The organism is Mesorhizobium sp. M0909, from assembly GCF_040319515.1.
Taxonomy (GTDB): domain Bacteria; phylum Pseudomonadota; class Alphaproteobacteria; order Rhizobiales; family Rhizobiaceae; genus Mesorhizobium.
In genome coordinates this window covers 366,424-390,000 of sequence record NZ_JAMYOA010000002.1, presented here as the reverse complement: position 1 = coordinate 390,000, position 23,577 = coordinate 366,424, and the positions used below count along the sequence as shown (strand labels likewise).

The window sequence follows — 23,577 nt, the reverse complement described above, 5'->3', positions numbered from 1 at the left end:
GGTAGCGACTGTTTATCAAAAACACAGGGCTCTGCGAAGTCGCAAGACGACGTATAGGGTCTGACGCCTGCCCGGTGCTGGAAGGTTAAGAGGAGGGGTGCAAGCTCTGAATCGAAGCCCCAGTAAACGGCGGCCGTAACTATAACGGTCCTAAGGTAGCGAAATTCCTTGTCGGGTAAGTTCCGACCTGCACGAATGGCGTAACGACTTCCCCGCTGTCTCCAGCATAGACTCAGTGAAATTGAATTCCCCGTGAAGATGCGGGGTTCCTGCGGTTAGACGGAAAGACCCCGTGCACCTTTACTATAGCTTTACATTGGCATTCGTAGTGGCATGTGTAGGATAGGTGGTAGGCTTTGAAACCTGGGCGCCAGCTCAGGTGGAGCCACCCTTGAAATACCACCCTTATCACTATGGATGTCTAACCGCGGCCCGTTATCCGGGTCCGGGACAATGTATGGTGGGTAGTTTGACTGGGGCGGTCGCCTCCTAAAGAGTAACGGAGGCGCGCGATGGTGGGCTCAGAACGGTCGGAAATCGTTCGCTGAGTGCAATGGCATAAGCCTGCCTGACTGCGAGACTGACAAGTCGAGCAGAGACGAAAGTCGGTCATAGTGATCCGGTGGTCCCGCGTGGAAGGGCCATCGCTCAACGGATAAAAGGTACGCCGGGGATAACAGGCTGATGACCCCCAAGAGTCCATATCGACGGGGTTGTTTGGCACCTCGATGTCGACTCATCGCATCCTGGGGCTGGAGCAGGTCCCAAGGGTATGGCTGTTCGCCATTTAAAGCGGTACGTGAGTTGGGTTCAGAACGTCGTGAGACAGTTCGGTCCCTATCTGCCGTGGGTGTAGGAATATTGAAAGGATCTGTCCCTAGTACGAGAGGACCGGGATGGACGGATCTCTGGTGGACCTGTTGTGGCGCCAGCCGCATAGCAGGGTAGCTATATCCGGACGGGATAACCGCTGAAGGCATCTAAGCGGGAAACCCACCTTAAAACGAGTATTCCCTGAGAACCGTGGAAGACGACCACGTTGATAGGCCGGGTGTGGAAGAGCGGCAACGCTTGAAGCTTACCGGTACTAATAGTTCGATCGGCTTGATCGTTCTCATTCCTAATGCCCATTTCTGGCGACAATCCTTCGATTGCGCCGAGATGGATGGCACAGAAAACAGCTTCTCGAGCAACGTGCGTTTTGCCGACCTGGTGGTTATGGCGGAGCGGCTGCACCCGATCCCATTCCGAACTCGGCCGTGAAACGCTCCAGCGCTGATGGTACTTCGTCTCAAGACGCGGGAGAGTAGGTCGCTGCCAGGTCTGCCAAGCGCACGTTGTTTAATCTTCTCCTTACAAACAGGCCCGCCAACGGGACTCCGGGCCGCGCAAGCGGCCTTTTCATTTGGCGGAAGCTTGAATACGGTGAGCCAAGGCTTACCTTTAGGGTTGACGCGGGGTGGAGCAGCCCGGTAGCTCGTCAGGCTCATAACCTGAAGGTCACAGGTTCAAATCCTGTCCCCGCAACCAAAATACGAAAACGGCCCGCCTTGTGCGGGCCGTTTTCGTATGCGCTGAAGTGCCGCGACAGGACACTTAGCATTCCGCCGCCAATTTTTCGCGTATGTGCTCCGATCCACCTCTCATACGTCGGGCGAATGGCCGATCGGGATTTACGACGCGCCAAAAGGGCGCGCTGCCGTCTTGACTGATATGCACCAAGTGCCGCCGCACAGTCACCGGGCAGCAGGCGTCTGCTCCGTATTTTGCCGCGAGCTTACGTCGTAGCTCTGCAAGGTCCGACAAGTGGCCAGGTCGTGCAGCCCGGAGCTCGTCAGCGACCATTTTCTCGGTTGGGATCAGCATGCTCTGCGTAAGGGTCTTGCCTTTGCGTCTCGTTTTGACTACCGGCAATGCGCTCATAATTCACCTACAGGAACTCCCCTACAGAAGACGAACAAGGATGCCGCAATCCGACAAATCTCGGATTGATTTGATTGCCGTGGCCTTATGCCGCCGGGAGTTTTTGTTGGCTCCGTGCTGCCCAACGGAACGGAACTCTACGTCTTCGCCGACATGGCTCGAGTTGCAGCTCTAACCGGCATCCCGGTTGGTCAAAGCGATGTGGCAGCAGCCGAAACCGTGGCCCGGTGTCCAGGTGACATTGTCGAAGCGTACCCCGGTGGCCTCGAACAGGCCGCGATCGAAGGCGCCGGCGATGCGGCAGAGCGTGGCGAGTTTCTCGTCGTCGACGCCGGCTTCGAGCCAGGCGTCCTTCAGCGGGCAGCGCCTGACCTTGAAGGCGATGCGGTCCGGACCGCGTTCGACGTCGGTCGGATACATGCGACCGCCATCCGGGCTGACGGCCAGGAACGCCTCGCCGATCGCCGGTGCGTCGTTGGGGCCGAAATCGGCGAAGGCCGCCGCCGCAACTTCCCTGCCTCGCCGTTCAATGGTGCGGATCATGATCGCCTCAGCCTTTTCCGCGCCAACTTCCGCAGTTAGCTCATCGAGCAACAGACGATAGAGATCGGCGCGGTTACGGAAGGCGGAATCGAGTTCGCGCGACAGTTTTTCGGCTCGGGCTTCGGCGTCGGTCATGATGCGTCCCGTTCGATCCTCGACAGTTTTGGCGCTGCCGCCACCAGCGCCTTGCCGATCGCGGATTGCGGCGCGTCGATGACGGTGCGGGCATCGCCGCTCTCGGCAATCCGCCCGCCGTCCAGAATGGCGATGCGGTGGGCGATGGCACGGACGACGCCGAGATCGTGCGAAATGAACAGATAGGCGATGCGCTCCTCGCGTTGAAGGTCGAGCAGCAGCCGCAGGATCTGCGCGCGCACCGAAACGTCGAGCGCCGACACCGCCTCGTCGAGCACGACCAGCGACGGTTTCGTGGCGATGGCGCGGGCGATTGCAACGCGCTGGCGCTGACCGCCGGAGATTTCGTGAATGGCGCGGCCGGCGAGACCGGCGCTGAGGCCGACGCGTTCCAGCAGAGCGACGATACGGCGCGGGCGTTCGGCGCGAGAGGCGATGTGATGGATGCGCAAGGGGTCGTCGAGCACACGCGCCACCGTGGCGCGTGGGTTCAAGGCGGCGAGCGGATCCTGAAACACCATCTGCAGATGAGCGCGCCGGTCGCGCAACGCGGCGCCGTTCAACGACAGGAAATCACTGCCTTCAAATTCGATTCGGCCAGCATCGGCTTCGATGAGCCGCAGTATGAGCCGAGCGATCGTCGATTTGCCGCTGCCGGAAGGTCCGGCCAGCGCCAGCGTCTCGCCATGCTCGATGTGGAAGGAAACATCGTCGGCCGCGGCGATGATCTTGCCGCCGCTACTGTATCGTTTGGTCAGGCCGGAAACGGCGAGCAGCGGACTGGTCATGTTCGCTGCAGCAGCGGCTCGGCGTCGAGACCGAGATTGGCGTCGAGCAGCGCCCTTGTGTACGCGTGACGCGGCGCACTGATCACCTGCGCCGTCGCACCTAGCTCGAGCAGCTCGCCATGCCGGAACACGGCGATGCGCTCTGCCAGTTCGGCGGCCAGCCCGATGTCGTGGCTGATGAACAGCAGCGTCATGCCGTCCTCGGACACCAGTCGCCGGATCAGCCCGACGATCTCGGCCTGCACGATGGTGTCCAGCGCGCTGGTCGCCTCGTCGGCGATCAGCAGTTTCGGCCCGGCCGCGATCGCGGCGGCGATCGCCACGCGCTGCTTCTGGCCGCCGGAGAGCTGATGTGGAAAGGCGCGCAAAGCGGCATCGGGGTCGGGCAGACGGACGCGTTCGAGTAAGATTTTTGCTCTGGCATAGGCGTGTCGCCAGTCAAGTCCGAGATGCGTGCGCGCGACTTCCGCGATCTGCTTGCCGATTGGCATGACCGGATCGAGACTGGCGGATGGGTCCTGGAAAACGAAGCCGATATCACGGCCTCCGGGGGGAACGAACTTAGGCCGGCGTTCCGTCGCACCCCCCTCTATCCTGCCGGACATCTCCCCCTCAAGGGGGGAGATCGGCAGTTCCGCAGCCGGTTCCTTTCGGCCAGCTTCAGTGATTGGCGAAGGCAGAGATGAAAGCGCAATCTCCCCCCTTGAGGGGGAGATGTCCGGCAGGATAGAGGGGGGTGCCTTGGCACCAAACATTGGCGGCGGGCGCAAGAGCCAATCGATATGGCCTTCGATCTTGGCAGTGGCCGGCAGCAGCCCGGCAATCGCCAGCGCCAACGTGCTCTTGCCCGAGCCGCTCTCGCCGATGATGGCGAGGCGCTCGCCAGCGGCGACATCGAAGCTGATATGCTTCAGCGCCGCCACCTCGGCGCCTTCGCGGCGATACGTCACCGTCAGATTGCGGATCGAAGCAAGCGCCGTCACGACAGGCTCCTCCTCACCGATGTCGTCTCGACGACGCCTTCGCCGGCGAGATAGACGCCGAGCACGGTCAGTACGAGTGCTATTCCCGGAACGATCGAGAGGAAGGGCGCGGTGCGCAGCACGGCGCGGCCTTCGGCGATCATGCCGCCCCAGGTAACGCGGTTGGGGTCGCCGAGGCCGAGAAAAGACAATGCCGCTTCGGTGAGAATAGCCGCGGCGACGATCACCGACGACAACGCCAGTACCGGCGGCAGCGCGTTGGGCAGCACCTCGCGAAGGGCGATCTCCAGCGGATGCATGCCGATGACGCGGGCGCCGGCAACAAAATCGCGCTCGCGGATCGACAGCACTTCGGCCCGCGCCACGCGTGCCGGTCCGGTCCAGGCGCCCAGCGCGATCGCAGCGACCACGACGCCGAGCGACGGCCCGACAATGCTGACGAAAGCCAAAGCCAGCAGGAAGGCTGGGACGGTCTGGAAAGCGTCGGTGATGCGCATCAGCACCTCGTCGACAAGGCCGCCGGCAAAACCGGCCAACGTGCCGATTACGGCGCCGATGGCAAGCGCGGTGGCTGCTGCTGCCAGGCCGACCGCCAGCGAGGTGCGGGCGCCGTGGAAAAGCTCGGCCAGCACGTCACGGCCGAGACGGTCGGTGCCGAGTGGCAGCGACCAGTCCTGGAACGGCGACAGCAATGCCGACCCGGCAATGGCCTGCGGATCGCTCGGAAAGAACAAAGGTGCGGCAAGCGCCACGGCAGACAGCGCCGTCAGGATGACCGTGCCGGCGATCGCTTCCGGGGTCCGAAGAAAGCGGCGAAGCGGGCTCACGCGCCGGCCTCACTGGCCCCGACGCGCGGATCGAGGAAGGCGTAGGCGATGTCGACGAGAAGGTTGATGATGACGACCAGGACGGAACTGATGAGAATGATACCGAGCAGTAACGGCGTGTCGCGTGCCGCCACCGCTTCCTGCGCCAGCCGGCCAAGGCCTGGCACGGAAAAGACGCTTTCGATAACGACGCTGCCGCCCAACATTTGCGCGGACTGCAGGCCAAGCATGGTGACCAGCGGCAACAGCGCATTGCGGGCGACGTGAGCGAGCACGATGCGGCGGCGGGAAAGTCCCCTGGCGCGGGCGGCCAGCACAAAATCCTGTCGCCAGACCTCGGCCATGCCGGCGCGCATCATGCGCAGATAGAGCGCGAGATAGATGAAGCCGAGCGCGGAAACCGGCAGGACGAGATGGCGGGCGATATCGGCGGCGCGATCGAGGCCGGTCCGGGCCGAGGCGATACTCTCGATCCCGCCGATCGGAAACCATCGCAGGTCGACGGCAAAGACGATGATCAGCACCAGCCCAAGCCAGAAGCCCGGCACGGCATAGAGCGCCAGCGAACCGATGGACAGAAAGCGATCGCGAAAACTGCCGGGCCTGGCGCCGGCATAGATGCCGAGTGCCGAGCCGAGACCGAAGGAGAGCGCGGTGGCGCTGCCCATCAACAGCAGCGTGTTGGGCAGGCGCTCGAGGATGACGTCGCGGATCGGCCGCGAAAAGGTGACCGATTGGCCGAGATCGAGATGCAGCAGCGCCCAAAGATAATTGGCGAGCCGCGTCAGTTCCGTCTGGTCGAGACCCCAGCGGTGACGCAACAGCTCGATCATCCCGGCGTCGCCGCCGGTCGAGACGATGTAGGCATCGACCGCGTCGCCGGGAGCGGCTTCGAGTAACAGGAAGGTGCCGATGACGACAATCAGCAGCACGAAGATGCTGCCGACGAGACGGCGGCGAACGAGGATGACAGCGCGGGTCATGGCATAACGCCGATAGGAGAGCCAAGTCTTGGGTGCCGCGCTCTACGGCGCCCCCCTCTGTCCTGCCGGACATCTCCCCCACAAGGAGGGAGATTGGCAGCTTCGGCGTTGCCGGCCGTCTTGCAACGCTGGAGATTGGCGAAAGCGACAATGACAGCCGATCTCCCTCCTTGTGGGGGAGATGTCCGGCAGGACAGAGGGGGGCGCGAAAAAGCTCTCATCGTTGAAGCTGAGCACACAAGCGGCGCGCAAGTCTGGAGAGACTTCCTTACCCCTCCAGCCAAGTGTCCGCCCAGTTCGATACCGCCCAGCGCGGATTGTTGGCGATGTTCTTGACCGTATCACGTGCGACGCTGATGAAACTCCATTCGGCGACGTTGATCAGTGGCAGGTCAGCGGCAACTTTTCTCTGGAACTCCTTGTAGAGTCCGGTGCGGGCGGCGGTGTCGAGCGTCTCCGATGCCTTGGCGATCAGGGCATCGAGTTCGGCGTTCTTATAGCCGCCCTGGTTGGAGAAGGGCACGCCGTCTGGAATGCCGCTCTGCACCAGGATGGTGGTCGAGATCGCAGGATCGCCGCGGAACACCGGCGGCCCGACCGCAAGGTCGAAGGCGTGGTCGGTGTAAACAGCCTTGATATGCGCGGCCGAGTCGTTGTTGACCAGCTGAGCGTCGATGCCGACGGCGGCGAGCGCCTGGCGCAGATAGTCGCCGAACTGCTTGGTCTCGTTGAAATAGGGCGCCGGCAGCAGTTTCAGTGAAAAGCGCTTGCCGTCATCGCCTCGGCTGTAGCCGGCCTCGTCCAGCAAGGTGTTGGCCTTGGCGACGTCGAAGGCGTACGTCGGCACGTCGGCGGTGTAGAATTGCGGGTCGTTTTTCGGCACCGGGCCAGTGGCGGTGGCGGCATAGCCGAGAAACACCGTCTTGACGACGAAATCCTTGTCGATGGCGTGAGCGATCGCCTGGCGCACTTTCAGGTCGGCCAGCTCCTTGCGGCGATGGTTGATCTCGACGACGAGCTGGTAGGTCAGCCCTTCGTAGCCTTTGGTGATCACCTTGAGGCCGGGCACTTTGGAGATGCGGTCGAGATCGGCGAGGGGCACGGCGGAGAAGGCGGCGAGCTGGATCTCTTCGGCCTCGAGCGCGCTGGCCGCTGCTGTGCGGTCCGGCAGCACCTGATAGATGATCTCGTCGAGATAGGGCTCGTCCTTGCCCCAATAATCCGTATTCTTCTCCAGCCGGTAACATTCGCCGGGTTTGTATTCGGCGAATTTGAACGGGCCGGTGCCGACCGGGGCGTTGTTGGCCGGGTTGTCCTCGATCTTTCCGGTCTCGTAGATGTGCTTGGGCACCACGCTGCTCAGCGCCGGCAAGGCGTTGCGGATCAGCTGGAACGGTGTCGGCTTGGCGAATTTGAACACGGCGGTGGCTTCGTCCGGCGTGTCGACCGCCTCCAGATCCTTGAACACGGTGCGGCCGAGATTCTGCAGCGGCTTCCAGATATGCAGCGCCGAGAACGCGACATCGCCGGAGGTGAAAGGTTTACCGTCATGCCATTTGACGCCCTCGCGCAGCTTGAACGTCACCGACAGGCCGTCGGCGGCACCTTCCCAGCTGAGCGCCAGGCGCGGATCGAGCCCGTCCTTGCCGTCAAAGGAGGCCTCAGCCAAGGGTTCTACGATCTTGCTCGAAATGAAGAAGACGCCGTTCGAGGCGACGATCGCCGGATTGAGATTGCGCGGCTCGGAATCAGCGGCGACAACCAGTCGTCCGCCCTTTTTCGGCGTCTGCGCCGACCCGATCGTCGGCATCGCGGTGGAGGCCAGCAGCAATGCCGAACCCGCAAGCATCGTACGTCTGGAAATGGTGAACTCTGGCATGATCGAACTCCGTCCTCTCCGCGGACCCGGCCGGGTCCGCCGTACCCCTCGGGCGCTCGTAAGCATCCTGCAAAGCTGATTATGGGCCTTGTGCGGGGTTTCGCCAAAGACGGAATTGGCGCATCCTCACGTGGCTTTGAAATTTCCGTCCGTTGGACCAGTTGTATAGAAACGGTTCGATGCGCGGTTCTGGCAGGACCCAGACTGGAGTAAAGTGCAGCAGGTGGACCAGCTTTGGGCCGGTTCGCCCGTTCTGGCTGGACCAGATCGGGCAAAATGATGCAGATTTAAGCATAGCCGAGGTTCAGAGCCGGAAAAGCCGGTGCCGGCGAGCGGCCAGCTAAGGATTTCAGGGAGAGAGACATGAACATTGCCCCAGGCAAAAATGCCGTCGGCGGCGTGCCGTTCGACCAGTCCAGGGTGGACGGGCTGATGGAGGAGGCCGGCATCGACGTGCTGCTCGCCACCTCCAAGCACAACACGCAATATCTGCTTGGTGGGTACAAGTTCATCTTCTTCGCCGCCATGGATGCGATCGGCCACAGCCGTTATCTGCCTGTCGTCGTCTATGAGAAAGGTGGGCCGGAGCATGCCGCCTATATCGGCAACCGCATGGAAGGCGGCGAGCACCAGAACCATCCATTCTGGACGCCGACACTGCATGCCGCCTGCTGGGGCACGCTCGATGCCGCCAATCTGGCGGTCGAGCATTTGCGAAAGATCGGCAAGGGCAATGCCCGCATCGGCATCGAGCCCGCCTTCCTGCCGTCCGACGCCTATATGCTAATCCGTAACGCGCTGCCGGATGCCAAGCTGATCGATGCGACTGATATGCTGGAGCGCATGCGGGCAATCAAAACCGAGGCCGAGTTGGAGAAGCTGCGCATCGCCTCCGAGCTGATCACCGATTCCATGCTGGCGACCATCGGCTGGGCACGCGAAGGCACGACCAAGAGGGAGATCATCGAACAGCTCAGGCGCGAGGAGACCAATCGCGGCGCGCATTTCGAATATTGCCTGTTGACGCTAGGCTCCAGCCACAACCGCGCCGCCTCGCCGCAGGCGTGGAAACGGGGCGAGGTGATGTCGATCGATTCCGGCGGAAACTACCACGGCTATATCGGCGACCTTTGCCGCATGGGCGTGCTGGGCGAGCCTGACGCCGAACTCGAGGATCTGTTGGCCGAGATCGAGACAGTGCAGCAGGCGGCCTTCTCCAGGGTCAAGGCGGGCACGCTGGGCGGTGACATGATTTCTCATGCCGAAGGTGTGCTGAAGAAGTCGAAGGTTGCGCCCTATACCGATTTCTTCGCGCATGGCATGGGGCTGATCACGCATGAAGCGCCGTTCCTGATGACCAACCATCCGGTGACCTATGAAGGCACCTATGCCGCAAAGCCGCTGGAGAAGAACATGGTGCTTTCGGTCGAGACGACCATGCTCCACCCGACGCGCGGCTTCATCAAGCTGGAGGACACGGTGGCGGTCACCGACACAGGGTACGTGATGTTCGGCGACCGGGGCCGGGGCTGGAACAGGGGCGGGGGTTAGGCGCTTCTATCTCAGTTCCCCGCTTGGCGGTAGCTGCCTGAAATCCGGCAGGTCGCGCAACGCCAGTTCCGGCCCGGCCGGCGAGTAAACGACGAAAAGCTGCATCGGCCCGTCGCCGGTATTAAGCGTCGAGTGGAAGCGGCTTTCCGGCACATAGATGGTGCAGCCGGGGCCGACCTTCTCGACGACCGGGTTGCCTTTCTCGTCCTCGACCATCTGCTCGCCATTGCCTGAGATGACGAAGATGATCTCCTCCGCACCCGGATGGTTATGACGCGTATGGCCCTTGCCCGACGGGAGGTCGACGACACCACCGGAAAATCGCTTTGCGCCGTTCACTTCGGGAGCGACCGTCATCGACAGCCTGCCCCAGTCGAAGCCGAAGACGCTGACGTCTTTTGGATATACGAATACCTTGCTGTTGTCGGTCATCGTCCCACCTTCTTTTGCTGGTCTCTACGCAGCGCCGAACGTGACGGCCTTGAAATCCGCCGTCTGCCTGGCGATCGAGGCTTCCGCCGGCAGCCGCTCCATCGAACTGGCGCCATAGAACCCGTGCAGGCCCTTGCAACGCTCGAGAATATATCTGGCGTCGTCCGGCATCGAGATCGGCCCACCATGGCAAAGCAGAATTATGTCCTCGCGCACTGAGCGTGCCGCTTTGGCGATGGCGTCGATCTCGCTGACACAGTCGTCCAGCGATTTAGCCGACGTCGCGCCGATCGAGCCGCCGGTGGTCACCCCCATATGGGCGACGACGATGTCGGCGCCGGCTGTTGTCATGGCGCGCGCCTCGTCTGGGTTGAAGACATAGGGCGTGGTCAACAGGTCGAGTTTGTGAGCCTCGGCGATCATGTCGACTTCGAGCTCGAAGCCCATGCCGGTTTCTTCAAAACTCCGCCGCATCTGGCCGTCGAACAGGCCGATGGTCGGAAAATTCTGCACGCCGGAAAAGCCCATCGTCTTCAACTCGGCCAAAAGCAGCGGCATGATGACGAAGGGATCGGTGCCGTTGACGCCGGCCAGCACCGGCGTCTTCTTCACTACCGGCAGCACTTCGTAGGCCATCTCCTTGACGATCTCGTTGGCGTTGCCATAGGCGAGCAGGCCGGCGGCCGAGCCGCGCCCGGCCATGCGGTAGCGGCCGGAATTGTAGATGATGATCAGGTCGATGCCACCAGCTTCCTCGGCCTTGGCCGACAGGCCGGTGCCGGCACCGCCGCCGACGATCGGCACGCCATCCGCAATCATCATGCGGAATTTCTCCAGGATTTTCTTGCGCGGAATGGCGGCCATGTCTTGGTGTCTCACTGTCTGGCGATGTCGAGGAAGGCCGTTGTGGCGGCCCAGGCGAATTCCGGATCGTTGATGTGCAGCGGCAGGCGCAGCACGCACCGCGTTTTGGCGGGTTTGATGGTACGCTCGATCGCCTCGAACAATGCGGCATCGGCTTCAGGGTCGAAGAAGGCGCCGCCTTCGATGTCGAGCGCCGACACGCCTTTCTCCGGAATGAGGAAACGAACCGGACCCGGGCAGAGGCTCAGCCTTGTACCGATCCATTCGCCGATCGTTCTGCTTTCGTCGGCAGTGGTGCGCATCAGTGTGACGTTTGGATTGTGCTCATAGAACAGCCGGCCGCGATAGCGTTCCGGAATTGTCGGCGGCGCCCAGAAATTGACCATGTCGAGCGCGCCCACCGAGCCGACATAAGGCAGCCCGGTGCGGGCGATGGCACCAAAGCGATCTTCGGTCGCCGGCAGCACGCCGCCAAGCAGCAAGTCGCAGACTTCGGTTGTTGTGATGTCGATGACGCCGGACAACAGGCCGCTGTCGGCCAATTTTTCCATGGTGCGGCCGCCGGTTCCGGTGGCATGAAAGACCATGCAGTCATAGGTCGAACGAAGCTCATCGGCGATCGCGGTCACGCATGGCGTGGTGACGCCGAACATGGTCAGGCCTATCGAGGGTCTGCCGTCGGCCGGCGGCGCCGGCTTTGCCGCCATGCCTGATATCGCCTGGGCGGCATTGTGCAGCACGACACGGGAAAGCCGGTTGAGGCCGGCCATGTCGGTCACCGACGGCATCATGATGATGTCGGAGATGTCGACATAAGGTCCGGTGTCGCCGGAAGCCAAGGTCGAAACCATGATCTTGGGCAGGCCGAGCGGCAGCGTGCGCATGCCTGCGGTGATGATCGAGGTGCCGCCACCGCCGCCGATGCCGACAATCCCGGCAATGTCGCTGCGCGATTGAACAAACCGGGCAAAGGCGGCAGCCATTGCCGCCACAGCGGTGCCGCGATCGTCGACGCCGAGCACGGCATTGCGACCCTCGGAATGGTGGCTGGCGACCTCGTCGGCCGAAATGTCGACCGGCACGGTCGCGCCGCGTGTTCCGATGTCGACACGGGCAATCGAAGCGCCGGTAGCGGCGACCGCATCGTACAGAAATGCGAGTTCCTCGCCCTTGGTGTCGGCGGTGCCCACCACATAGATGCGCTTCATCGCGTTTCCCCGGTCTTGGGCGTGTTCGGCGCTGCCGCCCCTTTGCCTGGCCGTTCGATGGGCGAAGGGCCATTGCAATTTTTTGAGACGCGCGTATCGTATTGACATGGATGTCTCACGTCAACAAGCGACAGTGAACGACGACGCCGGCCAAGGCGCCAGCCCGCGGGCTGAGCGCGGGGCCCGCGCGCGCACCAAGCGGCTGATGCTGGAGACGGCGACAAAGCTGATGCAGGCGGGCGCCACGCCCTCCGTCAGCGAGGTGGCGGAAGCAGCGGAAGTCTCGCGCGCCACCGCTTATCGGTATTTTCCGAGCCAGGCGGCGCTGGTGCAGGCGGTGGTCGACGAAGGGCTCGGGCCGATCCTTACCTGGCAATCGAGCTCTGCCGATCCGGAGCGCCGGGTGGCCGAGCTGTTCGACACCGCCATGCCACGCATCGAGGCCTTCGAAGCGACGTTCAAGGCGGCGCTGAAACTGTCGCTCGACCAGTGGGCACAGCGACAGGCAGGCACGCTGGGCGGCGAACCGGCCTTCACGCGCGGCCATCGCATCGAGCTTTTGAAGGATGCGATCGCGCCACTCAAGGGCCAGTTGCCGCCGCGCGAATTCAAGCGGCTCGCGCAGGCGCTGTCGCTGATCTTCGGCGTTGAGGTGCTGATCGTTTTGAAGGATATATGGGGACTGGATAGCCGCCGCATGATGTCGGTCGCGCAATGGGCGGCCGGCGCTCTGGTGCGCGCGGCGGTGACGGAATCGGTGACTGAATGAGATGGGATCGCGCCGACGTCGGCCGCTAGATAACGTCAATCTGGTTCGACCAGATTTTCAACCTGACTATTCATGCTACTACCGATGCAGCGGTCCAAGTAAGGCATTTATGTATCAAAGAGTAGGAAAATTCAGGGAAAACAGGCAGATATCGCAGAAACCAACTTGTCTGCGCGTCTGTCGCCGTCCAAGAAAGGGCTTGACGTTCCTCTGGAATTGGTAATACCAGATCAGGACAAATAAAGCGGATCAAAAGGGTGAAGGCTAATATCCGTTTCGGTCGAACGAGGAGGCTCAAAAACCGGAACGGTGCCGTCACGGGAGGACTACCAGGGCCGGCCTCGCCGCCGGCCCGCATGACAAGGTAGAATGCGCACAAGGGAGGAAATCATTATGCGCAAGACAATGACCAGCTTGCTTGCTGGTATCGGCCTAGTGCTCGCCTGCGGAACGTCCGTCTACGCGCAGGAAAAGGAACTTACAATCTTCTGGGCGGAATGGGATCCGGCCAATTACCTGCAGGAACTCGGCAACGAGTACGAGAAGGAAACCGGCGTCAAGATCACGGTGGAAACCACACCGTGGCCCGACTTCCAGACCAAGGCCTTCACCGAGTTCAACGCCCATGGCGACGCCTACGATATGGTCGTCGGCGACTCGCAATGGCTCGGTGCCGGCTCGACCGGTGGCCACTATGTCGACCTGACCGACTTCTTCAACAAGCACAAGGTCGGTGAAGTGATGGCACCGGCCACGGTGAAATACTATGCCGAATATCCGGGCGGCAGCAGCAAATACTGGGCCATTCCGCTCGAAGGCGACGCCGTCGGCTGGTCCTATCGCAAGGACTGGTTCGAAGACCCCAAGGAAAAGGAAGCCTTCAAGGCCAAGTATGGCTACGATCTCGACGTGCCGAAGGACTGGAAGGCTTTGCGCGACATCGCCGAATTCTTCCACCGTCCGGACCAGAAGAAATACGGCATAGCCATCTACACCGACAATTCCTACGACGCGATGGCGATGGGCTTCGAAAACGCGCTGTTCTCCTTTGGCGGCGAGTTGGGTGACTATAAGACCTACAAGGTCGATGGCTTCATCAACTCCGACAAGGCGATCGCGGCGCTCGACGCCTACAAGGAACTCTACAAGTTCACGCCCCCGGGCTGGGCCAAGTCGTTCTTCGTCGAGGACAACCAGGCGATCACTGAAAACCTGGCGGCGATGAGCATGAACTACTTCGCGTTCTTCCCCTCGCTGATCAACGAGGCGTCGAACCCGAATGCCAAGAACACCGGTTTCTTCGCCAATCCTCCCGGCCCGAACGGGGACCAGTTCGCCGCACTCGGCGGTCAGGGCATCTCCATCGTTTCCTACTCGCAGAAGCAGGAAGAGGCGACGAAGTTCCTGGAATGGTTCATCAAGGACGAGACCCAGAAGAAGTGGGCAGCGCTCGGCGGCTACACCTGCAGTGCCGCCGTGCTCAAGTCGCCCGAATTCCAGAACGCCACGCCCTACAACAAGGCGTTCTACGAGACCATGTTCAAGGTAAAGGACTTCTGGGCGGTTCCGGAATATGCCGAACTGCTGCAGCAGCTCAATCAGCGCATCTATCCTTACATGATCGGCGGCCAAGGCACCGCCAAGGAGACGCTGGACGCACTGGCAGCCGACTGGAACGCGACCTTCAAGAAATACGGCCGCGGCCAATAAGCATGGAGTTTCACGGAGGAGGCGCTCGTGCCTCCTCCGTTTCTTTTTCTGATTTTTGAAATCTTTCTGATTTCTGAACTGGGAGCAGGGTCTTGGCGACCACAATGATCACCACGCTGGACAGGTCCTCGCGGGCCGCCGCTCGCGGTCTAAGCGACATTTCGATCCGCAATCTCTTCATCATCCCGACGATCCTGTTTCTGATCGTCTTCAACATCTTCCCGCTGATCTATTCGCTGGGCTATTCGTTCACCGATTTCCGGGCCTCGACCAGCGCGGCGGCGAATTTCGTCGGGCTGCAAAACTATCGCGACCTGCTCAGCGATCCCTATGTCTGGTCCAACTTCGCCATCACCGCGAAATACGTCATCATCTCGGTCGCCGGCCAGCTGCTCGTCGGCTTCGGCGTGGCCATGCTGCTCAACCGCGACATTCCGCTCAAGGGCCTGCTGACGACGCTCCTGTTGTTGCCGATGATGCTGTCGATGGCCGTCGTTGGCCTGTTCTGGAAGCTGCTCTACGATCCGTCCTTCGGCATCATCAATTATGCGCTGGGCCTCGGTACCTTCGAATGGCTGTCGAATCCGAAAATGGCGCTCTACGCGGTCGCGCTGACCGACATCTGGATGTGGTCGCCCTTCGTCATGCTGTTGTCGCTGGCCGGCCTGTCGGCCGTGCCCAAGCATCTCTACGAGGCAGCCGCGATTGACAGGGCCGGGCCGTTCTACACCTTCTTCCGCATAACGCTGCCGTTGGTTGCGCCGATCCTGATGATCGCGGTCATCTTCCGCACCATGGAGGCGTTCAAGACCTTCGACCTCGCCTACATCCTGACCAGCCAGCCGACGGCCGAGCTGATCTCGATCCGGCTCTACAAGATGGCGTTCCAGGAATGGCAGACCGGGCGTTCCTGCGCGCTCGCCTACATCGTGCTGATCATGGTGCTGGCGATCACCAACATCTATGTCAAATACCTCAACAAGGTGAAGGAGCGCTGAGATGGCCGCAGTCCGCACTTCTTCCGAAATCACCTTCAACCGGGTCGCCATCGTCGCTGTCCTGCTGGTGACGATCATCTTCCTGGCGCCGATCTACTGGATCGCCTCGACGGCGTTCAAGCCGCGCAACCTCGCCACCACCATTCCACCGACGGTGGTTTTCCAGCCGGAGATATCGCCCTTCGTCAAGTTGTTCACCAAGCGTTCGCAGCTGCGCAGCCCGCCGTCGCCGGAGGAGTATGCGGCTGCGCCGTGGTGGGAGCGCGTCGTCTTCAATGGCGGCGAAAAGATCGTGCGCGACGGCAAGGGCCAGGTTCAGTGGTCGGGCTATCCGAGCCGTTTCATGAATTCGCTGATCGTCGCCATAACCTCGACCGTCCTGGCCGTCGGCATGGGCACCTTCACCGCCTATGGCTTCTCGCGCTTCAAGGTGAAGGGAGAGGCGGATCTGCTCTTCTTCATCCTGTCGACGCGCATGCTGCCGCCGGTGGTCGTCGCCATCCCAATGTTCCTGATGTACCGGGCGGTAGGGCTCAACGATTCCCATGTCGGCCTGATCATTCTCTACACCGCCTTCAACCTGTCCTTCTCGGTCTGGCTGATGAAGGGCTTCATGGACGAAATCCCGAAGGAGTATGAAGAGGCGGCGCTCGTCGACGGCTACACGCGCATGGAGGCCTTCTTCAAGATCGTGCTGCCCGAGGCCGCCACCGGCATCGCCGCCACCGCCGTGTTCTGCTTCATCACGGCGTGGAACGAGTATGCCTTCGCCCTGATCATGACCAGCCGCCGCGCCCAGACGGCACCGCCCTTCATTCCCAGCCAGGTCGGCGCCGGCCTGCCGGACTGGACGGTGATCGCCGCCGGAACCTTCCTGTTCCTGCTGCCGGTCGCGATCTTCACCTTCCTGCTCCGCAACCACCTGCTGCGCGGCATGTCCTTCGGAGCGATCCGCAAATGAGCTTTCGCGACATCAACCAGAAATATCTCGAACCGGGCAGCCAGGTGCTGATGGTGCTCGGCATCATAGCGCTCTGCCAGCCATGGCACATGCTGCTGCACAGCTATGGCGTGACCATCATCCTGATCGGCCTGATTGGCTTCAACATCACCTCCAAGATCGCGCCGGAGGAGAAGGCCGGCACCGGGCAAGGGACAAATCCGGGGGCACAGCATTGACCCAGATCGAGCTTCGCGGCGTCCAGAAATATTTCGGCGCCGTCCAGGTCATCAAGGACCTCAACCTGAAGATCGACGATAACGAGTTCATCGTGCTGCTCGGCCAGTCGGGCTGCGGCAAGACGACGACACTCAGGGCCGTTGCCGGACTGGAGACGATCGACGGCGGCGACATCCTCATCGACGGCAAGCCGGTCCAGCACCTCAAGGCCGCCGACCGCGACATCGCCATGGTCTTCCAATCGTTTTCGCTCTATCCGCATATGAGCGTTTACGAGAACATCGCCTTTCCACTGAGGGCGACGCGCAAGAGCAAGGCCGAGATCGACAGCGAGGTGCGCTCGGTCGCCAAGACGCTGCAGATCGGCGATCTCCTCGCCAAGAAACCGTCGGCGCTGTCCGGCGGCGACATGCAGCGCGTGGCGATCGGCCGGGCCTTGGTGCGGCGGCCGAAGGCGATGCTGATGGACGAGCCGATCGGGGCGCTCGATGCCAAGCTGCGCGAGGAGATGCGGGCCGAGATCAAGCGGCTGCACATCAAGCAGGGTTCGACCAGCATCTACGTCACCCACGACCAGATCGAGGCGATGAGCCTCGCCGACCGCATCGTCATCATGCATGAAGGTGTGCTGCAGCAGGTCGGCTCGCCGGACGAGGTCTATTCGCATCCGGCGAATCTTTTCGTCGCGCAATTTGTCGGCAGCCCGGTGATGAACGTCGCCGACGCTTCGGTGACCGAGAAACCCTCATCGGCCTCGGTCACGGTCGGCGATGCGGCCGCTGGCTTCGAATTCCCGCGCGCCTTGCTGTCGAAGCTCAATGGCCATGCCGGCAGCCAACTCGCGCTCGGCATCCGGCCGGAAGGCGTCCTCGTCCGCCGCGAAGCCGCCGAGGGGTTCCTGCCGGTGGAGACGCAGATCGTCGAGCCGCTCGGGTCCTTCGACATCGTCGACCTCAAGGTCGGCTCCAAGATGCTGCGTGCGCGCACCAAGAGCGGCTTCATCAGCGGCCCCGGCGAAAGGGTCTTCGTCAGAATCGATCCCAGCCAGGCGCATTTCTTCGACACGGCGAGCGGCAAATCGCTGGGAGTGAGACTCTGATGGCCCACATCCAGCTCAAGAACATCTCAAAGAAGTTCGGTAACCACACCGCCTTGACCGGGCTCGATCTCGACATCGCCGATGGCGAGTTCTTCGTCCTGCTTGGCGAGACCGGCGCCGGCAAGACGACGACGCTGCGCATGATTGCCGGCCTGGAAAAACCGAGCGAAGGCCAGGTCTTCATCGATGGCGTCGATGTCGCCGACTGGGGCGCGGCCGAGCGCGACGTGGCGCTGGTGCTGCAGCAATATTCGCTCTATCCGCGCTATACGGTGCGCCAGAACCTCGAATTTCCGCTGAAGCCGAAGATCCGCCGGCTGCCCGATGCCGAGATCAAGGATCGTGTCGACCGCGCGGCCAGGACGCTGCGCATCGAGCATCTGCTCGACCGCAAGACCGACAGGCTTTCAGGCGGCGAGATGCAGCGCGTCTCGATCGGCCGCGCCATCGTGCGCAAGCCGCGGGTATTCCTGATGGACGAGCCGTTGTCGGCGCTCGACGCCAAATTGCGCGAGGCGCTGCGCACCGAATTGAAGAACCTGCAGATGCAGCTTGGCGCCACCTTCCTGTTCGTGACGCACGATCAGATCGAGGCGATGTCGATGGGTGACAAGGTCGGCGTGCTCAACCATGGCCGCATCGTCCAGACCGGCACGCCGTACGAGATCTACAACAATCCGCGCGACACCTACGTGGCAAGCTTCGTCGGCTCGCCGCCGATGAACCTCATCGACGGCAAGCTCGTCAACGGACGCGCGGTGATGGCGCCGCTCAATTTCGAATTGCCGTTTGCGGGGGGTGCCAAGACTTCGGGGGGTGCCAAGACGGGCGCGGCGACCGACGGTCGCCCGCTCGTCTTCGGTATTCGTCCCGAGGACGTCTATCTCGAGACCGGCGCGCCGGTCGAGGCGCGGGTCCACGATGTCGAGAACCATGGCGTCGAGAAGATCCTGACGCTGCGGGTCGGCGACGCCATGCTGCGCGCCACCGTGCCGGCCAGGACCGACGTCCAGATAGAGCAGCCGGTGCGCTTTGCCTGGAACCCGGACAAGGTGGTGCTGTTCGACAAGGGCAGCGGAATAAGCCTGCGTCACGCCGGCTAAGTACAAGCCTCTTTACTGCAGCTTGGGGCGGGATGCGTTCAACGCGAACCGTGTTTCCTGCTCCATCTATGTGTTTTAGCCGCATTTGTGCGACGCTGCGTGATTCCATTTGGTGCGAAATGCTCGAGTCTTCCCGTCATCTCCCCCGTGCGGGGGATGCGGATGCGCCGATTTGTCGAATAGGCTGATCCTTTGGTCCCAAACGGGCTTTGCAAGCGCAATTTGGAGACCCGAAATGGAGGGTTGGCTATGGGAAATCTGTTCCGCACATTTGCGACGATCCTGGTTGTCGCCGGTATGGGATTGTTGGCGGCGCATCTGGGCGAGGCGCAGGCAGCCAAGAAAGTCGTCGCCGGTGCGAAGGTCGACGCCAAGAAGATCAAGGGCCTCAACGGCACGGTCAATCTGTCCACCAGCGACTGCAAACTGTTGTTGAGCGGCACCGTCGTCGAAGTCTCGGATGGCAGGTGCGGGGCCTCCGGCAAATATTGCAAGAGCAGTGCCGGCTCGGCCTGTATCACCGAGCAATAAGCCGGCCAACGTTTAGCCGGCCTAGCGGATCTCCGCCTGTTCCTCGGCCCGGAAATGGCTGGGCGGCGATCCGATGACCCGTTTGAAGGCGCGGCTGAAGGAGGCGTCGGATTCGTAGCCGAGGCGCGCCGCCACGACGGAAATCTTGAGCCGGTCGCGGACCAGCCATTGCCGCGCCTGGTGCATCCGCACCTGCGTGACGTACTTTGCCGGTGTTTCGCCGACAATGGTGGCGAAGCGATCGGCGAAACCCGATCGCGAGGCACCCATCATCTTCGCCAGAGCCTCCACCGTCCAGTCACGGTTCGGTTCCAGGTGGATCGCGGCCAGCACCCGGCCGATCTCGCGATCCCTGACCGCCGCGATCCATCCGGAAGAGTCGCCGCAGCCGCGCTCGACCCATGAGCGGATGACGGTCGCGGCAAGCACATCGGCCAGCCGCGCCAGGATGCCGCCGGAGCCGACGCGCTCCATCGTCACCTCGCGGGCCATCGCTTCCAGCAAATGTGGGATACCTGGTTCATAGGCTTCCAACTCATGTGCGCGCATCACGTCCGGCATCATGCCGAGCAAGGGGTGCAAGCCATCGAGATTAAAATACATGCTGCCGAAAAACAGCAAGGTCCCCGGACGGCAGCCGGGCACGCCGTCATTCGACATGCAATAGACATTCTTGCAGATTTCCTCGACCTCATAGCCGTGGATCGGCGCCGCCTCGACACCCGGCTCGCTCGCCAGCGTGTGAGCTGAGCCGCGCGGCAACAAGGCAGCGTCGCCCGCCTTGAGCTCGACCCATTCGCCGGACGGCTGCAGCAACCAGCAGCCTTTGCGGCCGATGAAATGAAACCGTGCCGCCGCCTGAGCCGGAAAATGGATGCCCCAAGGCTCCTTCATCTCGCAACGGCCGTAATCGACGCCTTCGAGGCGCAATCCACGCAGTATGTCCGTCAGCGGATCGCCGGTTACGGGGATTTTGGACGAACGGTCAAACATGATGGTGTTTCTAGCATGGAAACTCCAGCTGGTCACTCCTTATGTTGCATCGCAGTCAAATGCTGCGCTGCAACAGACCGGAGATCCCTCATGACCGAACCCGCGACAGGCGTCATGGACGCCGTTCTCGATCCATCGGAAACTGGCGAACGATCCGAGCCCGCATGGGGGGCGGTGGTCTCCCTGGCGCTCGGAGTCTTCGGCCTGGTGACCGCAGAATTTCTGCCGGCCAGCCTGTTGACGCCGCTTGCGCAGGATCTCGGCATCACCGAAGGCGCCGCCGGGCAGGCGGTAACGGCAACGGCCGTCATTGGCGCGATTGCGGCGCCGACCATGGCTATTGTCACCAAGCGGCTGGACCGCAGGCTGGTCATGTGGGCGCTGACGGTGCTGCTTGTGCTGTCAAACCTGGTGGCCGCGTTTGCGTCGTCGCTTCCCGTTCTTCTGATCGCCCGCATCATGCTCGGGATCAGTCTCGGCGGCTTCTGGTCGATGTCGGCGGCCATGGCGATGCGGCTCGTTCCGATGCGGTTGATGCCGCGCGCCATGTCGATCATCCTCACCGGCGTTTCGGTGGCGACGGTCTGTGCTGCTCCGGTCGGCGCCTATGTCGGCGACATCTGGGGATGGCGGACGGCGTTCATGATCGCCGCCGTGGTCGGCGCGCTGGCGCTTCTGGTGCAGGTGGCTACCATCCCGCGACTGCCGCCGGCAGGTACGGCAGGTTTTCGCACGCTGCTGGAGGTGATGAAGCGGCCGATGATCAGAGTAGCGCTGCTGGTGGTGCTGCTGGTCGCCTCGGGACACTTTGCCGGCTTCACCTATGTCCGCCCGTTTCTCGAGAAGGTGCCCGCGCTGGACATCGAGACGATCTCGCTTGTGCTGCTCGCCTACGGCATTGGTGGCTTTTTCGGCAATTTTGCCGGCGGCTTCATTGCCGAACGCAGCCTCAAGGCAGCCGTCAGCCTGGCGCCTCTGCTGATCGCGTTTTCGGCGCTCTTGCTGCTGGTCGTCGGAGGCTCACCCGTGGTGGCTGCAATAGCAGTGGCTAGCTGGGGCTTTGCGTTCGGCGCCGTCCCAGTCGGGCTGCAGACCTGGCTGGTGCGGGCCGCCCCCGATCAGGCCGAAAGCGCCGGCGGGCTCATGGTTATGACGTTCCAGGTCGCCATCGCGTTGGGCGCCGTCTTCGGCGGCCTGCTGGTCGACAATGCCGGCGTTGCCAGCGCCTTCGCCTATTGCGCGGCGGCGACATTGCTTGCGGCACTGGCGGCGTTCTTCCTTGGCCCCAAGCCGATCGACGATCCCAAGGCCTAGACGGAACGGCCGTCGAAGTCGAAGACCGGCACGGCGGCGACGTCCAACGCCTCGATACAATGAATATTGATATAGGCACTTCGCCCGCTCCCTTCGCCGACATCCTCGGCGAAGGGGTGAATGCCGCAGCTGCGGCAGAAGCGGTGCGCGATGACATGGTTGCCGAAGCTGTAGCGGCCGAGATCATCGCCCCAGGCAAGCACCCGCATACTCTCATGCGGCACTGCCCATAGCAGTGCACCCTTGCGCGAGCAGATCGAGCAATTGCACCGTACGGCTCCGGTCAGCTCGCCTTCGACCTCGAACGCGACCTTGCCGCAGTGGCAGCTGCCTTGGTAGAACATCGGGCCTTCCTCCTTCGGTTCGACAGGTGCAAATCCGACCGTGCCGGGCTATGTCTCCTGCGGCCAGTTTCCGGCTGCTACCTTAAGACGTCGCAAGCGTGCGGAGTCCGACACCGAAAATGCAATCAGCCCGTGATCGCCTCGAAGCAATTCTTTCGCGTCTTGCCGCTCGCGTCGACGATGAAAGCGTTTTCGTAAAGCTCTACCCGGAAGCCGCACGGGCGGCGGCCGACGCCGCCGATGCGCGGCGAAAAGCCGGCGTCACGCTCGGGCCGCTCGATGGGGCGATCGTCTCGATCAAGGATCTGTTCGATGTCGCTGGCGAGCCGACCACGGCGGGCTCCCTGCTGCTCGCCACCGCAGCGCCGGCGCTGCGGGATGCCATTGTCGTGCGACGGCTGCGTCAGGCCGGTGCAGTCATCCTCGGCAAGACCAACATGACCGAGTTCGCCTTCACCGCGATCGGCGTCAATCCGCATTACGGCACCCCCGGCAATGCAAGCGATGCCACCCGTATTCCGGGCGGCTCGTCCTCAGGCGCCGCCGTTTCGGTCGGCGAAGGCACCAGCCAAATCTCTATCGGTTCCGATACGGGTGGTTCGGTGCGCATTCCGGCATCGCTGAATGGCGTCGTCGGTTTCAAGCCGACCGCGCGGCGCGTGCCGCTCGCGGGTGCGTTTCCGCTGTCGGCCACGCTGGACTCGATCGGTCCGCTGGCCCGCACCGTCGCCGAATGTGCGGCGGCCGATGCAGTGATGTCGGGCGAAAACCTGGCAGCACTGTTGCCGCTTCCGCTGGACGGCCTGCGCATCGGTATTGCGCGCGGCGTGCTGTTCGATGATACGCAGGAAGAGGTCGCGACGACATTCGACTGGTGTCTTCGCAAGATGGAGCTTAGCGGCGCACGGCTTGCGGAACTGTCGATCGACGACCTGCTTGCCGAGTTGCGCGCGGCAACCAAGCGCGCCTCAATCGCGGCGATGGAAGGGGCGGAGATCCATGCCGACTGGCTGGCGACGGGAGCGGCGACGCCGGTCGACCCGCGGGTAAGCGGACCATTGTCGCGCGCCGCCGCCATTCCGGCCACGGTCTATATCAGGGCAATGCGCCGTCGCGCAGCACTTGCCGCCGCAATGGATGAGCGGCTGGCAGGGGTAGACGTACTGGCCCTGCCGACCACGCCGGTGACGGCGCCGACGATAGTCTCGATGACCGGCGACGAGGCCCTCTGCAACAGGATCGAGGGTCTTCTGCTGCGCAACACGCAGGTCGCCAACCAGTTCGATCTGTCAGCAATCTCGCTGCCCATGCCGGGAAAGGCGCGCCCGGCCGGGCTGATGCTGGTGGCGCGCAATGGTCATGACCACCACCTGCTGCGCATCGCAGCCGGCGTGGAGGCGCTGCTTGCAAATTGATCCGA

Annotated in this window: 22 protein-coding genes, 1 tRNA gene and 2 rRNA genes (1 of these 25 only partly in view); 14 read left to right on the top strand and 11 right to left on the bottom strand. The window is 62.5% G+C overall.

Translation table 11 applies throughout. From position 1 onward, the window contains the following. From NKH83_RS04475 to NKH83_RS04465, 3 genes are all read left to right on the top strand, one after another. Nucleotides 1-1,112: ribosomal RNA gene (locus tag NKH83_RS04475) — 23S ribosomal RNA — on the top strand (it extends 1,695 nt beyond the left edge of the window). A gap of 96 nt (nucleotides 1,113-1,208) precedes the next feature. After that, nucleotides 1,209-1,323: ribosomal RNA gene (gene rrf, locus NKH83_RS04470) — 5S ribosomal RNA — on the top strand. A 130-nt stretch (nucleotides 1,324-1,453) separates the two neighbouring features. After that, nucleotides 1,454-1,530: transfer RNA gene (locus tag NKH83_RS04465), tRNA-Met, on the top strand. A 564-nt stretch (nucleotides 1,531-2,094) separates the two neighbouring features. On the opposite strand, the gene NKH83_RS04460 is transcribed toward NKH83_RS04465, so the two are convergent. From NKH83_RS04460 to NKH83_RS04435, 6 genes are all read right to left on the bottom strand, one after another. Next, nucleotides 2,095-2,601: an L-2-amino-thiazoline-4-carboxylic acid hydrolase gene (locus NKH83_RS04460; protein WP_254816721.1), complete on the bottom strand. Its 507-nt coding sequence runs from the start codon at nucleotides 2,599-2,601 to the stop codon at nucleotides 2,095-2,097. Next, nucleotides 2,598-3,389 carry an ATP-binding cassette domain-containing protein gene (locus NKH83_RS04455; RefSeq protein ID WP_254816722.1) on the bottom strand — a complete coding sequence of 264 codons (792 nt, stop codon included), beginning with the start codon at nucleotides 3,387-3,389 and terminating at the stop codon, nucleotides 2,598-2,600. Before NKH83_RS04455 ends, NKH83_RS04460 begins: the two co-directional genes overlap by 4 nt. Next, nucleotides 3,386-4,372 carry an ABC transporter ATP-binding protein gene (locus tag NKH83_RS04450; RefSeq protein WP_352802250.1) on the bottom strand — a complete coding sequence of 329 codons (987 nt, stop codon included), beginning with the start codon at nucleotides 4,370-4,372 and terminating at the stop codon, nucleotides 3,386-3,388. The genes NKH83_RS04455 and NKH83_RS04450 overlap by 4 nt, the downstream gene beginning before the upstream one ends. Continuing rightward, a complete protein-coding gene (locus NKH83_RS04445; protein WP_352476327.1) occupies nucleotides 4,369-5,199 on the bottom strand; it encodes an ABC transporter permease in 831 nt (276 codons plus the stop codon). Before NKH83_RS04445 ends, NKH83_RS04450 begins: the two co-directional genes overlap by 4 nt. Then, entirely contained in the window at nucleotides 5,196-6,182 is a 987-nt protein-coding gene (locus NKH83_RS04440) for an ABC transporter permease (protein WP_352476328.1), read from the bottom strand. The genes NKH83_RS04445 and NKH83_RS04440 overlap by 4 nt, the downstream gene beginning before the upstream one ends. Before the next feature lie 268 nt (nucleotides 6,183-6,450). Then, complete coding sequence (locus tag NKH83_RS04435; protein WP_352802247.1) at nucleotides 6,451-8,061, bottom strand: ABC transporter substrate-binding protein; 1,611 nt, start codon at nucleotides 8,059-8,061, stop codon at nucleotides 6,451-6,453. 363 nt (nucleotides 8,062-8,424) lie between these two features. Here NKH83_RS04435 and NKH83_RS04430 point away from each other — a divergent pair, with 363 nt between their 5' ends. Next, nucleotides 8,425-9,612 (top strand): M24 family metallopeptidase, encoded by a 1,188-nt coding sequence (locus NKH83_RS04430; RefSeq protein ID WP_254816727.1) that lies wholly within the window; start codon nucleotides 8,425-8,427, stop codon nucleotides 9,610-9,612. Between the two features lie 6 nt (nucleotides 9,613-9,618). Here NKH83_RS04430 and NKH83_RS04425 read toward each other — a convergent pair whose 3' ends face one another. From NKH83_RS04425 to NKH83_RS04415, 3 genes are read right to left on the bottom strand one after another with little or no spacing between them, the layout of a single operon-like run. Beyond that, nucleotides 9,619-10,044 carry a cupin domain-containing protein gene (locus NKH83_RS04425; RefSeq protein ID WP_352802245.1) on the bottom strand — a complete coding sequence of 142 codons (426 nt, stop codon included), beginning with the start codon at nucleotides 10,042-10,044 and terminating at the stop codon, nucleotides 9,619-9,621. 24 nt (nucleotides 10,045-10,068) lie between these two features. Beyond that, nucleotides 10,069-10,908 carry a phosphoenolpyruvate hydrolase family protein gene (locus NKH83_RS04420; protein WP_254816729.1) on the bottom strand — a complete coding sequence of 280 codons (840 nt, stop codon included), beginning with the start codon at nucleotides 10,906-10,908 and terminating at the stop codon, nucleotides 10,069-10,071. Between the two features lie 11 nt (nucleotides 10,909-10,919). Beyond that, nucleotides 10,920-12,116 (bottom strand): Tm-1-like ATP-binding domain-containing protein, encoded by a 1,197-nt coding sequence (locus tag NKH83_RS04415; RefSeq protein WP_352802243.1) that lies wholly within the window; start codon nucleotides 12,114-12,116, stop codon nucleotides 10,920-10,922. Between the two features lie 106 nt (nucleotides 12,117-12,222). On the opposite strand from NKH83_RS04415, the gene NKH83_RS04410 reads away from it, so the two are divergent. The 8 genes from NKH83_RS04410 (at nucleotide 12,223) to NKH83_RS04375 (ending at nucleotide 19,506) form a co-directional block, all read left to right on the top strand. After that, nucleotides 12,223-12,885: a TetR/AcrR family transcriptional regulator gene (locus tag NKH83_RS04410; RefSeq protein ID WP_352802241.1), complete on the top strand. Its 663-nt coding sequence runs from the start codon at nucleotides 12,223-12,225 to the stop codon at nucleotides 12,883-12,885. Nucleotides 12,886-13,278: 393 nt separating this feature from the next. Then, nucleotides 13,279-14,595: an ABC transporter substrate-binding protein gene (locus tag NKH83_RS04405; protein ID WP_352476334.1), complete on the top strand. Its 1,317-nt coding sequence runs from the start codon at nucleotides 13,279-13,281 to the stop codon at nucleotides 14,593-14,595. Between the two features lie 92 nt (nucleotides 14,596-14,687). Next, a complete protein-coding gene (locus NKH83_RS04400) occupies nucleotides 14,688-15,593 on the top strand; it encodes a carbohydrate ABC transporter permease (protein ID WP_254816733.1) in 906 nt (301 codons plus the stop codon). Nucleotide 15,594: 1 nt separating this feature from the next. After that, the gene (locus NKH83_RS04395; protein ID WP_023722316.1) at nucleotides 15,595-16,554 is read left to right on the top strand and encodes a carbohydrate ABC transporter permease; all 960 of its coding nucleotides are present in this window, start codon (nucleotides 15,595-15,597) and stop codon (nucleotides 16,552-16,554) included. Further along, a complete protein-coding gene (locus NKH83_RS04390) occupies nucleotides 16,551-16,772 on the top strand; it encodes a hypothetical protein (protein WP_254816734.1) in 222 nt (73 codons plus the stop codon). The genes NKH83_RS04395 and NKH83_RS04390 overlap by 4 nt, the downstream gene beginning before the upstream one ends. Then, entirely contained in the window at nucleotides 16,769-17,872 is a 1,104-nt protein-coding gene (locus NKH83_RS04385; RefSeq protein ID WP_352802238.1) for an ABC transporter ATP-binding protein, read from the top strand. The genes NKH83_RS04390 and NKH83_RS04385 overlap by 4 nt, the downstream gene beginning before the upstream one ends. After that, nucleotides 17,872-18,975, top strand: a complete 1,104-nt coding sequence (locus tag NKH83_RS04380) for an ABC transporter ATP-binding protein (RefSeq protein ID WP_023675181.1) — start codon at nucleotides 17,872-17,874, stop codon at nucleotides 18,973-18,975. Before NKH83_RS04385 ends, NKH83_RS04380 begins: the two co-directional genes overlap by 1 nt. Nucleotides 18,976-19,224: 249 nt before the next feature. Beyond that, entirely contained in the window at nucleotides 19,225-19,506 is a 282-nt protein-coding gene (locus NKH83_RS04375; protein ID WP_352476338.1) for a hypothetical protein, read from the top strand. A gap of 21 nt (nucleotides 19,507-19,527) precedes the next feature. Here the strand turns inward: NKH83_RS04375 and NKH83_RS04370 are convergent, their stop codons facing one another. Next, nucleotides 19,528-20,499: an AraC family transcriptional regulator gene (locus tag NKH83_RS04370; RefSeq protein ID WP_352476339.1), complete on the bottom strand. Its 972-nt coding sequence runs from the start codon at nucleotides 20,497-20,499 to the stop codon at nucleotides 19,528-19,530. A 90-nt stretch (nucleotides 20,500-20,589) separates the two neighbouring features. Here NKH83_RS04370 and NKH83_RS04365 point away from each other — a divergent pair, with 90 nt between their 5' ends. After that, complete coding sequence (locus tag NKH83_RS04365; RefSeq protein WP_352476340.1) at nucleotides 20,590-21,813, top strand: MFS transporter; 1,224 nt, start codon at nucleotides 20,590-20,592, stop codon at nucleotides 21,811-21,813. Here the strand turns inward: NKH83_RS04365 and NKH83_RS04360 are convergent. Next, nucleotides 21,810-22,157: a GFA family protein gene (locus tag NKH83_RS04360; protein ID WP_352476341.1), complete on the bottom strand. Its 348-nt coding sequence runs from the start codon at nucleotides 22,155-22,157 to the stop codon at nucleotides 21,810-21,812. The two genes, NKH83_RS04365 and NKH83_RS04360, sit on opposite strands and share 4 nt — an antisense overlap. A 119-nt stretch (nucleotides 22,158-22,276) precedes the next feature. Between NKH83_RS04360 and NKH83_RS04355 the strand changes: the two genes are divergently transcribed. After that, nucleotides 22,277-23,572, top strand: coding sequence for an amidase (locus tag NKH83_RS04355; RefSeq protein WP_352476342.1), 1,296 nt, complete (start codon nucleotides 22,277-22,279; stop codon nucleotides 23,570-23,572). Nucleotides 23,573-23,577 lie beyond the last annotated feature (5 nt).